This is a genomic window from Rhizobium sp. 2YAF20 (assembly GCF_052114685.1).
Classification (GTDB): domain Bacteria; phylum Pseudomonadota; class Alphaproteobacteria; order Rhizobiales; family Rhizobiaceae; genus Rhizobium.
In genome coordinates this window covers 235,633-247,750 of record NZ_JBFRFF010000005.1, presented here as the reverse complement: position 1 = coordinate 247,750, position 12,118 = coordinate 235,633, and the positions used below count along the sequence as shown (strand labels likewise).

8 protein-coding genes are annotated in these 12,118 nt (G+C 61.1%); 5 read left to right on the top strand and 3 right to left on the bottom strand.

What is annotated here, in order from left to right; all coding sequences use genetic code 11:
- The first annotated feature begins 164 nt into the window (after positions 1-164).
- The 4 genes from AB4Z52_RS10370 (at position 165) to secD (ending at position 6,618) form a co-directional block, all read left to right on the top strand.
- Entirely contained in the window at positions 165-1,664 is a 1,500-nt protein-coding gene (locus AB4Z52_RS10370; protein ID WP_442217817.1) for an ArnT family glycosyltransferase, read from the top strand.
- Between the two features lie 24 nt (positions 1,665-1,688).
- The gene (gene ybaL / locus AB4Z52_RS10365) at positions 1,689-3,530 is read left to right on the top strand and encodes a YbaL family putative K(+) efflux transporter (RefSeq protein ID WP_442217816.1); all 1,842 of its coding nucleotides are present in this window, start codon (positions 1,689-1,691) and stop codon (positions 3,528-3,530) included.
- A gap of 15 nt (positions 3,531-3,545) precedes the next feature.
- Positions 3,546-3,965: a hypothetical protein gene (locus tag AB4Z52_RS10360; protein ID WP_442217815.1), complete on the top strand. Its 420-nt coding sequence runs from the start codon at positions 3,546-3,548 to the stop codon at positions 3,963-3,965.
- A gap of 97 nt (positions 3,966-4,062) precedes the next feature.
- Positions 4,063-6,618: a protein translocase subunit SecD gene (gene secD, locus AB4Z52_RS10355; protein ID WP_442217814.1), complete on the top strand. Its 2,556-nt coding sequence runs from the start codon at positions 4,063-4,065 to the stop codon at positions 6,616-6,618.
- Between the two features lie 51 nt (positions 6,619-6,669).
- Here the strand turns inward: secD and AB4Z52_RS10350 are convergent, their stop codons facing one another.
- Entirely contained in the window at positions 6,670-7,542 is an 873-nt protein-coding gene (locus tag AB4Z52_RS10350; RefSeq protein WP_442217813.1) for an SMP-30/gluconolactonase/LRE family protein, read from the bottom strand.
- Positions 7,543-7,784: 242 nt separating this feature from the next.
- Here AB4Z52_RS10350 and AB4Z52_RS10345 point away from each other — a divergent pair, with 242 nt between their 5' ends.
- The gene (locus tag AB4Z52_RS10345) at positions 7,785-9,854 is read left to right on the top strand and encodes an ATP-dependent helicase (RefSeq protein WP_442217868.1); all 2,070 of its coding nucleotides are present in this window, start codon (positions 7,785-7,787) and stop codon (positions 9,852-9,854) included.
- Positions 9,855-9,861: 7 nt separating this feature from the next.
- Here AB4Z52_RS10345 and mmsB read toward each other — a convergent pair whose 3' ends face one another.
- On the bottom strand, positions 9,862-10,743 hold the full coding sequence (mmsB, locus tag AB4Z52_RS10340) for a 3-hydroxyisobutyrate dehydrogenase (RefSeq protein ID WP_442217812.1): 882 nt from the start codon (positions 10,741-10,743) through the stop codon (positions 9,862-9,864).
- Positions 10,740-11,828, bottom strand: a complete 1,089-nt coding sequence (locus tag AB4Z52_RS10335; protein WP_442217811.1) for an enoyl-CoA hydratase/isomerase family protein — start codon at positions 11,826-11,828, stop codon at positions 10,740-10,742. Before AB4Z52_RS10335 ends, mmsB begins: the two co-directional genes overlap by 4 nt.
- Between the last annotated feature and the right edge of the window lie 290 nt (positions 11,829-12,118).

Below are 12,118 nucleotides of genomic sequence, written 5' to 3'. Positions count from 1 at the left end.
CGGGCCAGCTTACTTAACAACTCTGACGGTACAAGGCTTTATTGCCTGCACGGCGGCTAGAGGCCGCGCATATCGTTATGCAATGCGATGCGGCGGCTGGCGTTGCATTCGATAGTGCCATATGAAGGCCACCATTCGTCGACCGGCCTCAGGATCGAGCAGCAATGTCCAGCCCTGCCCATATCGAAACAAGCAACGCAATCGTTTCGCCGCAGACAAGCTTATCGCTTCGACTTGCCCTGCTCACCATCTTTGCGGTGACGCTTTGGCGTGTCGTCATGCTTTATTTCAACACGACAGATCTCTTCGTGGACGAGGCCCAGTACTGGTTCTGGGGCCAGAACCTCGATTTCGGCTATTATTCCAAGCCGCCGATGATCGCCTGGGTCATCAGGCTCTTCAACGCGCTTGGGAGGTCAGACTCGACGTTCTGGATAAGGCTTTCGGCGCCTCTGTTTCACATGACAACCGCGCTTGTCCTGATGCGCGCCTCGCGCCGGATTGCGGGACCTGAGATCGAGCCCTGGGTCGGCGTCACCTTCACCACGCTGCCCGCAGTGTCACTGTCCTCCACGCTTGTCTCGACCGACACGATCCAAATCCTCTTCGTCTCGATCGCGATCTGGGCCTTCTTCGGGCTCAACAAGCGAGCGTCCGCCACGGAGGCGCTCATCCTCGGCATCAGCCTCGGCCTGGCATTTCTCACGAAATACTCCGTGCTCTTCATGCTGCCCGGCGTCGCGGTCGCGATGATCACGCTTGCATCTGCGCGGGTTGCATGGCGCGATGTGATCATTGCCGCCATTGCCGGGGCGATCGTCGTTTCGCCCAATCTTTTGTGGAACCTGTCGCACGATATCGCGACCGTCCGCCATACCGAGGCCATCGCACACTGGGATGGAGGCGGCAAAGACGCAGGCATCCTGTTCCATCTGCGCAGCGGGCTGGAATTCCTGGCTGCCCAGTTCGGCGTCGTCGGGCCTGTTATTTTCTTTGCGATGCTATGGGCGACACGGCGCATGTTTCGCGGGGCGAGCAGCGCGCTGGAAAAGAAGCTCATCTGGCTCTCTGTCCCGATCGTCGCGCTGATCACCATGCAGGCGCTGTTTGCCAAGGCCTATGCCAATTGGGCGGTGACGGCCTATTCGGCGGGCACGATCCTTGCCGTCTGGATGCTCAAGGACACCAAACGCGGACTGACCACCTCGTTGATCATCAACGGCATTCCGGCAATCCTGCTGCCGGTCCTCACCGTCTTTGCCGGTGATCTGAAGCTGCCGAATGGGGAACTCGTGATGAAACGCTATGTCGGCCGCAGCGCGATCAGCCTCAAGGTCGCCGACGTCGCCGGCCAGGCGCATCTGGACACGATCGTCGCCGACAACCGGGATATTCTGGCCGACCTATTCTATACGCTGAAGGGCAAGCCATATCATGTCTACGCCCGCAACTTCGGCGGCTTCCCCAATAGCTATTACGAGCAGATGTTCTCCCTGCCAGCCGACACCAAGGCAAACGTGCTCTATGTGGCGACAGCGCCGCTCGATTGCCGCGCCGGGAACTCTGAAATGGTGAGCACATGGAAGCCAGACTTCGGCTACATGAAGGACAAGACGCTTTACGCCTACAGCGTCTCGCCAAGCTGTCTTGCGCCTGCTCCTTAGCGATTTCCAGCATCGGAGACGACAATGCCGCATGAAACGCCGCTGATCTCGACCATCGTGATGGGTCTCGTGCTGGCGTTCATCTTCGGTGCCATCGCCAATCGGCTGCGTATGCCGCCGCTGGTTGGCTATCTCATCGCCGGGGTGCTGTCCGGCCCGCACACCCCCGGCTTCGTTGCCGATCAGAGCCTTGCGCCGGAGCTTGCTGAAATCGGCGTCATTCTCCTGATGTTCGGCGTCGGCCTGCATTTTTCGCTGAAGGACCTGCTGTCGGTGCGCGGCATCGCGGTTCCCGGCGCCATTGTCCAAATCGGCTTTGCAACGTTGCTCGGCTGGGCAATGGGAACCTGGATGGGCTGGCCGCTCGGCGGCAGCCTTGTTTTCGGGCTGGCCCTATCGGTCGCTTCGACCGTCGTGTTGCTGAAGGCACTGCAAGAGCGGCGGCTGGTCGAAACGGAGCGCGGCAAAATCGCGGTCGGCTGGCTGATCGTCGAGGACCTGGCCATGGTTCTGGCGCTGGTTCTCATTCCGGCCGCGGCAAGCGTTGCCGGCGTCGGGCACGGGCCGGTCGAACCACTATCGGCTACGCTCAGTCGCCTGTTCGGACTGGATTTCGGCATTGGCGGCATCATCGGAATGACACTCTTGAAGGTCGTGATCTTCGTCGGGCTGATGCTCGTCGTCGGACGGCGCGTCATTCCGTGGATCCTGCACCGGACTGCCAATACGGGCTCGCGCGAGCTGTTCCGGCTCGGCGTATTGGCAATCGCGCTCGGCGTCGCATTCGGGGCGGCCAAACTCTTCGGCGTGTCGCTGGCGCTTGGCGCCTTCTTCGCCGGGATGGTTCTTGCTGAAAGCGACCTTAGCCACCGGGCAGCGGAGGAAAGCCTGCCGCTTCGCGACGCCTTTGCCGTTCTGTTCTTTGTTTCGGTCGGGATGCTGTTCAACCCGACCATTCTCGTCGAGCACCCGTTCCTGGTCCTGGCGACTGTCTTCATCATCATCATCGGCAAGTCGGCAGCCGCGTTCCTGATCGTGCTTGCCTTCCGAAAGCCCATCGGCACAGCGCTGACGATTTCCGCCAGTCTTTCGCAGATCGGCGAGTTTTCCTTCATTCTGGCAGCCCTCGGGGTGGAGCTCGGATTGCTGCCCGAACAGGGCCGCGATCTGATCCTTGCCGGCGCGATCCTCTCGATCATTCTTAATCCGCTGGTGTTCTTCATCTGTGACCGGTTGAAGCGAAAGCTCGAAAACCGAGCTCGACCCCTCGGGGCCGTCTCGGTCGAGCGCGCGGGACCGGCCGGCGAACAGGACATCGCTGCGGAGCCCCAACCAATCACGGTGGCCGCTGGCAACGACGAGCCAGTTGCGACGTCGCTCGCCCACCATACCGTCGTCGTGGGTTACGGGCGCGTCGGCAGCATCGTCGTGGAAAGGCTCAAGAATTCCGCCGCACCGTTCCTCGTAATCGAGGACTCGGATCATCGCATTGCCGAACTTCGCAATCTCGGTATCGAGGCAATCTCCGGAAACGCCGCCTTGCCAGAGGTGCTCGCCTTCGCCAATATTCGGGAGGTCGACAGCCTCGTCATCGCCATTCCGAACGCCTTTGAGGCCTGCGCTATCGCCGAACAGGCGCGAAGGCTCAACCCTTCGATCCTGATCGTGGCGCGTGCCCATAGCGACGCCGAAGTCGATGAAATCACGCGCTACGGCGCCGACACCGTGATCATGGGAGAACGGGAAATCGCGCTGGGGATGGTTGACCGGCTGGCGCAAGTGCATCATGACAGGCCGGACTATGAAGACGAGGAGGCCGCTGGTATGATAGGCGAGGCAAAAATCGCCGCACCAGCGAAAGAATGAAGGTCGTTTCAACCCTTGAATCCGTTCGATCCAGGCATCGCCGATAGCGAAGACATCGACCGCCGGACGCATCACGCCATGCCGCGCGTGATTGCTTCGCTGGTTGTCGCCTTCTTTGCCTATATCGGATTTGCGCTTGGCGGCGGCCTCGGAGCGATCGCCAATAACGAGACGAACAGCTTCTCGGCCGGCAAGAGCAACCAGCCGCTTTACCTGTCGCTGCGCGATACAGCGCGCGGTATCGTCAATGCCGAGCGGGATGCCGTGCCGAAAAACGGCTGGCATGACGGTCATGCAGCACTCGTTCCAGCGCCGCCTTCGCTCTCGCTTTTCAATCCGACATCGCAACCGCGCGATCTTTTCGATGCGGCGCCTCCTGCCGCTTATTCCATGCGAGCCTATTTGGCTCGGGGACCGCCGATCGCTGCGGCCTGAACTGACGCGCGCCGCAACGGTGCATCTCCAGAAATGACGACACACATGCGAGCCAGCGACTTTTGCGCCGGCGCAAGCATATACAGGGATAAAACATATGCGCACCTCACCATGGCTGGTGTTCACCTATGCGGTGATCATCGTGCTTGGCTTCCTCATCGCCCTACCGAATGTTCTGCCGCAGACCACGCTGGCAAAGATACCGGCGTGGCTTCCCCACTCCCAGGTCTCCCTCGGCCTCGACCTTCGCGGCGGCTCCCATCTCGTGCTCGAAGTCGATGAAGGCGACCTCACCCATGAGCGGCTGCAGTCGCTCGTAGGGGATGCGCGCCGCGTCCTGCGCGCCAAGAACATCCTCACCAAGTCCATCGTTCAGAACCAGAACCAGATCGTCGTTGTCGTGACCGATCCGACGCAGAGCGATGCGGCCGTGACCGAACTGAAGACGCTCGCCAATACAATCAGCATCGGGATCACCGCCGGCCAGTCTGATCTTATGGTTACGCCGAACGGTGGAACGATCACGCTGGCCTTCTCGCCGGCCGGCATTGGCGCCAACGTCGATAACGCCGTCCAGCAGAGCCTCGAAGTCATCCGCCAGCGCGTCGACCAGGTGGGTGTCGCCGAGCCGACAATCCAGCGCGTCGGCAGCAACCGCATTCTCGTGCAGCTTCCGGGCACGCAGGATCCGTCGCGGTTGCGCGAACTGCTCGGCTCCACGGCCAAAATGTCGTTCCACATGCTGGCCGATGGTGGCGACATCTCCAACCCAGGGCCCGGCGTCACTGTTATGAAGGACGAGAAGGGCAACAGCTACGCTATCCAGGATCGTGTCGAACTGTCGGGCGACCGTCTTGCCGACGCCCGCGTCAGCTTCGATCCGAACACGCATGAGCCACTGGTCACCTTCCGCTTCGACAGCGCGGGCGCCAATCGCTTTGCCGAGATCACCCGCGAGAACGTCGGCAAGCCATTTGCCATCGTGCTTGACAACAAGGTGTTGAGCGCGCCTGTCATCCGCGAACCCATCACCGGTGGATCCGGCCAGATTTCCGGCAACTTCACGGCTGAGAGCGCCACAACGCTTTCGGCTCTACTGCGCGCCGGCGCGCTTCCTGCAAAGCTTACCGTCATCGAAGAGCGCACCGTCGGCGCCGACCTTGGTGCCGACGCCATCAAGATGGGCATTTATTCCGGCATCGTCGGCTTCATCCTCGTCGCAGCCTTCATCTTCGTTCTCTACGGCGGATGGGGCATCCTTGCGAATGTGGCGCTGGTGATCCATACGGTGCTGACCTTCTCGGCGCTGACGCTTGTCGGCGCGACACTGACGTTGCCGGGTATCGCCGGTGTCGTTCTCGGCATCGGGCTTGCGGTCGACGCCAACGTCCTCATCAACGAGCGCATCCGCGAAGAGACCCGCAAGGGCCGAAGCGCCTTCGCCGCCATCGATGTCGGCTTCCGTCGCGCCTACTCGACTATCATCGACGGCAATATGACGGCCCTGATCGCTGCAGCGATCCTGTTCTGGTTCGGCACCGGCCCGGTTCGCGGCTTTGCCGTCACCATGGGTCTCGGCCTCATCATCTCGATGTTTACGTCGGTCGCATTCGTGCGCGTCGCCATGATTGCGATCGTCCGCCGCCGTAAGCTGAAGGTGCTCACCATCAAGCCGCTGATACCGTTCAGCCCGTATGACAAGCACATCCAGTTCATGAAGGCGCGCTTCTTCGGGGTAAGCGTTTCGGCGTTCCTTTCGATCGCCTCCATCGGGCTGTTCATCTATCCGGGCCTAAATTACGGCGTCGACTTCCGCGGCGGTATCCAGATGTCGGTCAAAACAAAGGATCCGGCCAGTCTTTCAACATTCCGTGAAGGCCTGAACACCCTTGGCCTTGGCGAGATCACACTGCAGACCTTCGGCGACAACAACACCATCTTGGTTCGTGCCCAACGGCAGGATGGCGGGGAGACGGCCCAGACCGCGGCGGTCGAGAAGCTGAAAGCCGAAGTCGTCAAGATCGACCCGACCGCCACCATCGAAGGCACCGACGTCATCGGCCCGAAGGTTAGCGGCGAGCTTGCCTGGGCCGGTATCCTTTCGGTCGTGATCGCAAGCTTCGCGATGCTGTTCTACATCTGGTTCCGGTTCGAATGGCCGTTTGCGGTTGGTGCTATTGTCACGCTGGTGCTTGACGTCACCAAGGCGATCGGCTTTTTCGCGATCACCGGTCTCGACTTCAACCTGACGGCTATCGCCGCCATCCTGACGCTCGTCGGTTACTCGGTGAACGACAAGGTCGTGGTTTATGACCGCATGCGTGAAAACATGCGGCTCTACAAGTCGATGCCGCTGCGCGAGATCATCGACAAGTCGATCAACGAAACCCTGGCGCGAAGCCTTTACACAAACGCGACCGCCTTCCTTGCCCTGGTGCCGATGGCGATTTGGGGCGGCAGCGCCGTCTCGAGCTTCGCGATCCCGATGGTCTTCGGCATCCTTGTCGCCGGCGCCTCGTCGATCTTCATTGCCGCGCCTATCCTGCTGTTCCTTGGCGACTGGCGCACCCGCCATCGCGCCCATGTGAGCGACGCCAAGCAGGCTGAAGAAGACAAGGTCAAGCCACAGAAGCAGATCCCGGCCGCGGAATAGCGATCGAACGACAATGGCGTGCCCGGCATTTCGGGCACGCTCCCGGATAGGTCAGATTGATGGCATATGCAGCGGCATGCCCGGTCGCGGCGCGGGTATGCGCTCGACCGCACCGTGCTCCTGCTCGGTGATGAGCGCGTATTTTCCATCCAGTGTGAAGGCGATGTTGCCGGGCAGCAGCCCATTTGTCGGAATGTGACCCGATACCGTTCCAGTTTGGTCGATCAGGCAGATATCGCCTTGCCCATAGATGGTGCAATAAAGCGTGCCGTCGCGATCGAAGGCCATGCCGGCCGGCCCGTTGAGCTTGTCTTTCGTCGGCGATCGAAGCACATGCGCGAAGATCTCCTGCCGCCCCCCGACGATCTGGCGATAGATGTTTCCCGTCAGCGTCTCGCTGTAATAGAGCAGGCCCTCGGCGTCGAAGGCGATGCCGTTGGCCAGTAGCAGGCCTGTCGCAAGGGTTCGCAGTACACGGCCCTCCCTCGGATCGATCTGGTACACCCGGCCGTTATAGGGCGCGCTCAAAAAGTCTGGCCTGATCCCGAAACCCTCCACAAAATCGGAAATTTCGACACCCGAATCGGTCATGTAGAGAAGACCGTCGGGACCGAAGGCAAGATCGTTCGGGAAGATGAAGGGGCCCTCGTCCGAACCCTCGATCAGTTGCAGCGTCCGACCCTTTGGCGAAAACCTTACCAGGGAATTCTCCGGTCCGCCGGCCGTCCAAAAGCAACCGTCTCCATCGACCGCAACTCCTGTTGGTCGACCGCCGGGCCTTGCGACTTCATGGCGTTTTCCAGCGGCATCGACAATCGTCAAGCACCTGCGGTCATCTACCATTTCGCTCAGAGCAACACGTCCGTCGTCCAGCCCGACCGGCCCGTCGGGCAGGTGCAATCCGGCTGCGATCGTCTCGTTCATGCATCCTCCGAAGCCGACGTTCCAACGCAGGGTAAGGCTAACCGGTCCAACGGCTTATGTAAACTGATACACCTCTCTCCCATGTTCCAAATGAGGATGTGGCAAAGCGCCATCGACGTCTTGACACCGGGCGGCGATTCGGAACATTCATGGAACATCGCTACTGCCGAATAGGCTTCGATTCCTTTGCGCAGGTATCGCCGGCGTGTCAGCGGCCCTATCCGGGCACCGCAGGAGACCTGATGAACGCCGGCTATCTCGAAAAACTCAACCCGGAACAACGCCTCGCGGTTGAGCACGGCACCGACATCGAAGGCAGCCATGTTTCCGGGCCGCTACTGGTGATCGCCGGGGCCGGCTCCGGCAAGACCAACACGCTCGCCCATCGCGTGGCACATCTGATCGTCAAGGGCGCAGACCCGCGCCGCATCCTGCTCATGACCTTTTCCCGCCGGGCAGCCTCCGAGATGGCGCGTCGAGTCGAGCGCATCTGCACGCAAGTTCTCGGCACCAATGCCGGCCTCGTCACTGACGCGCTGGCTTGGACCGGCACCTTCCACGGCATCGGCGCCAGACTGCTGCGCGATTATGCCGAGCAGATCGGGCTTGACCCCGCCTTCACTATTCACGACCGCGAAGATAGCGCCGACCTGATGAACCTTGCCCGCCACGAGCTCGGATTTTCGAAGACGGAAAGTCGGTTTCCCACTAAGGGCACCTGTCTTGCGATCTATTCCCGTGCCGTCAATTCGGAAACCGCGCTGGAAGAGGTCCTTCGAGACGCGTTCCCCTGGTGTGCTGCCTGGGAAAAACAATTGCGGGAGCTTTTTGCGGCCTACGTCGAGGCCAAGCAGGTCCAGAACGTCCTCGATTACGACGACCTGCTGCTCTATTGGGCCCATATGGTTCATGAACCGCTTATCGCGGAGGATATAGGCGGGCGATTCGACCATGTGCTCGTCGACGAGTACCAGGATACCAACCGGCTGCAATCATCGATCCTGATGGCGTTGAAGCCGGGCGGTCGGGGGCTCACTGTGGTCGGGGACGACGCGCAGTCGATCTATTCCTTCCGGGCAGCAACGGTCAGAAACATCCTCGACTTTCCAGGATCGTTTTCTCCCGCAGCCAACGTCGTGACGCTCGACCGCAACTACCGTTCGACGCAGCCGATCCTTGCGGCAGCCAATGCGGTAATCGATCTTGCCTCCGAGCGTTTCACCAAGAACCTGCGCACCGAGCGTCAATCAGCCGAGCGGCCGCGCCTGGTGACCGTGCGGGACGAAGCTGATCAGGCGCGCTATGTCGCCGATATGGTGCTCGAAAATCGCGAGGGCGGCACGCGGCTGAAGCAGCAGGCGGTGCTCTTTCGCGCCTCCGGTCACAGCGGGCCGCTGGAGATCGAGCTGACACGCCGCAATATTCCCTTCGTCAAATTCGGCGGGTTGAAATTCCTCGACAGCGCCCATGTCAAGGACATGCTGGCGGCACTGCGCTTCGCCCAGAACCCGCGTGATCGCGTCGCCGGCTTCCGGCTGATGCAGCTTTTGCCGGGCGTCGGCCCGACCACCGCGCAGCGCGTTCTCGACCAGATGGCCGACGATGCCTGTCCGATCGCAGCGCTCGCCGAAATCCCCACTCCTGCCCGCACCGGCGAAGACTGGACGTTCTTCGTCTCAACGCTGCAGGAACTGCAGACCGGCAAGGCCGGGTGGCCAGCCGAGATCAGCCTGGTGCGTCGCTGGTATGAGCCGCATCTCGACCGGCTGCACGAGGATGCCAGCACCCGTCAGGCCGATCTGATCCAACTGGAGCAGATCGCCGGCGGTTATCCCTCGCGTGAACGATTCCTCACCGAACTGACGCTCGATCCGCCGGACGCGACCAGCGACCAGGCCGGCGTGCCGCTTCTTGACGAGGATTACCTCATCCTCTCGACCATCCATTCCGCCAAGGGGCAGGAATGGACGAAGGTATTCATGCTCAATGTCGTCGACGGATGCATCCCGTCCGATCTCGGCGTCGGCACCAGCGCGGAGATCGAAGAGGAACGGCGGCTGCTTTATGTCGCGATGACGCGCGCGAAAGACAGTCTCGATCTGGTGCTGCCGCAGCGCTTCTTCACCCATGGCCAGAACCCGCAAGGCGACCGGCATGTCTATGCGTCCCGCAGCCGCTTCATTCCGGCGACGCTGCTGCAATTCTTCGAGGTCTGCGGCTGGCCGCAGGTCCGAGCCGAGGCCGGAGCGAGCGCCCTGGCGCGACAGATCCGCGTCGATGTGGGTGCCCGCATGCGTGGCATGTGGCGCTGAGCCGCTCTTAGATGCGCTCGCGGAACATCTCGATAATGGCCGAAAAATCGCGAGCTCCATTGCCCTGTTTCTCGAACATTGCGAAAAGCTGTGCTGCGGCCGCGCCGAGCGGTGTCGTCGCGCCGACCGAAAGGCCGGCCTCCTGCGACAGGTTCAAATCCTTCAGCATCAACTCGCCAGCAAAGCCGGGCTTGAATGAATTATTGGCCGGCGAGGCCGGAACCGGACCTGGGACCGGGCAATAGCTGTTGATCGACCAGCATTGGCCCGACGAGGTCGAAGCGACGTCAAACAGCGCCTGGTGCGAAAGCCCGAGCTTTTCGCCCAGCACAAAGGCTTCGCAGACACCGATCATCGAGATGCCGAGGATCATGTTGTTGCAGATCTTCGCGGCCTGGCCGGTACCGCCGTCGCCGCAGTGGACAATCTTCTTGCCCATCGCCTGAAACAGGGGACTGGCCCTAGCAAAACTCTCCTCCGATCCGCCGACCATGAAGGTGAGCGTTGCGGCGGCAGCACCGCCCGTGCCGCCCGAAACCGGGGCGTCCAGCGACAGGCAGCCGGCCTGCTTGGCCATGGCATGCGCCTTGCGGGCGCTGTCGACGTCGATGGTCGAGCAATCGATGAGCAGCGTGTCCTTGGCGGGCGAGCGGATGATGTCGCTCCAGACGGTCAGCACCTGCGAGCCCTTGCGCAGCATGGTGATCACAATCTCGGCGCCGGCGAGCGCCTCCGTCAGCACGTTCGCCGGTTTGACGCCGGCCTCCTCAGCCGTCTTCATCACTTCGTGCGAGAGGTCGAAACCGACAACCTCATGGCCGGCCTTCACGAGGTTAGCGGCCATCGGGCCACCCATATGTCCAAGGCCGATGAATGCGATCCGTGTCATGGTTGCGGTTCCTTCTCGTCATGTTTTTCGAAAAGCGGCGGTTTCGCTGGGATAAAGAAGCGATCGATCGTCGCATCATGGACCTGTGCAAGGCGTGCCGGCGACCAGGCCGGATTGCGGTCCTTGTCGATTACCGCGGCGCGAATTCCCTCGTAGAAATCAGGATTGTGAAGGATCTGCAGGCAGGCACCAAGCTCCCGCTCCAGGCATTCGGCAAGGTTCGCGCTGTTACGCCCAGCGCGCAGCATCCTCAATGTCAGCTTGAGACTTGTCGGCGACCTCATGGCGACGGCACTTCGCGTCGTTTGGACAAAATCCCCATGCTCGCTCTCAAGCGCATCAACGATTTCCTCAACCGTATCGAAGGCAAAAAGGCGGTCGATCAATTCACCGTTGGCTGCCAGCCGTGCTGGGGCCGGCACCTCTCCCAGAGCGGCGATGGCGGCATTGATGTCGGCACCCGACGCCCGGCGAGGAAGTCGGCCGATCGCATCGACCAGTTTCGAAAGATCCGCTGAGCGAACATGATGATCTGCCAGATTGGCATGAATCGCGTCGGAAGCAGCGATGTCGAGGCCGGTCAAGGCCATCCAGGTTCCCGTTTCGCCGGGTGCGCGAGGCAGGAGCCAGGTGGCGCCGACATCGGGGAAATAACCGATGCCGGTTTCAGGCATTGCAAGCCGGGTGCGCTCGGTGACGACCCTATGGCTGCCATGGGCCGAAAGCCCGACGCCGCCGCCCATGGTTATGCCGTCCATAAGCGCGACATAGGGTTTCGAATAGTTGGCGATTGCGTGGTTCAGCTGAAATTCGTCGCGCCAAAAAGTGGTGGCGTCGCCGCTTTCCGCGCGGCCGCTCTGGTAGAGCGCGCGGATATCGCCGCCGGCGCAAAGGCCCCGCTCGCCCTCGCCCATGACAATGACGCTGGCAACGTCGGTATCGGCGGCAAAGTCGTCAAGTGCCTTGGTGATCGCGCGAACCATTGGCAGCGTCAGGCTGTTCAACGCCTTTGGCCGGTTGAGCCGGATGATGCCTGCCGAACCGTTGCGTCCGACCAGTATCTCGTCAGTATCCAGGCTTTGCATTGGCCAACTCCGAATCCAGCTACAGCAAGGACATGGGCACCTTTGGCCCATCTGTCCAGCGCTTCACCGACAATAGATTGCGATGGGCGATAACACGATTTGGCGAGCTGAGACTATCAGTGAAATCGATCACTCTATCCGAACCATCCGCCCCAAGGACCAACAAACGCATACCATTGCTAAGGCCTCCGGCAAAGGTAAGGCTGGAAGCACTAATCCACATCAAATTGACTGCAATTTAACGAAGCCCGGCTTGAAGGTTGTGTTTTTGTCATCCATAGTACCGCGAA

Excerpts from the sequence above, each read along its gene's own strand:
- AB4Z52_RS10370 (WP_442217817.1), top strand. The coding sequence starts at position 165 with ATGTCCAGCCCTGCCCATATCGAAACAAGCAACGCAATCGTTTCGCCG.
- AB4Z52_RS10350 (WP_442217813.1), bottom strand. The coding sequence starts at position 7,542 with ATGAACGAGACGATCGCAGCCGGATTGCACCTGCCCGACGGGCCGGTC.
- mmsB (WP_442217812.1), bottom strand. The coding sequence starts at position 10,743 with ATGACACGGATCGCATTCATCGGCCTTGGACATATGGGTGGCCCGATG.
- ybaL (WP_442217816.1), top strand. The coding sequence starts at position 1,689 with ATGCCGCATGAAACGCCGCTGATCTCGACCATCGTGATGGGTCTCGTG.
- AB4Z52_RS10345 (WP_442217868.1), top strand. The coding sequence starts at position 7,785 with ATGAACGCCGGCTATCTCGAAAAACTCAACCCGGAACAACGCCTCGCG.
- AB4Z52_RS10335 (WP_442217811.1), bottom strand. The coding sequence starts at position 11,828 with ATGCAAAGCCTGGATACTGACGAGATACTGGTCGGACGCAACGGTTCG.
- secD (WP_442217814.1), top strand. The coding sequence starts at position 4,063 with ATGCGCACCTCACCATGGCTGGTGTTCACCTATGCGGTGATCATCGTG.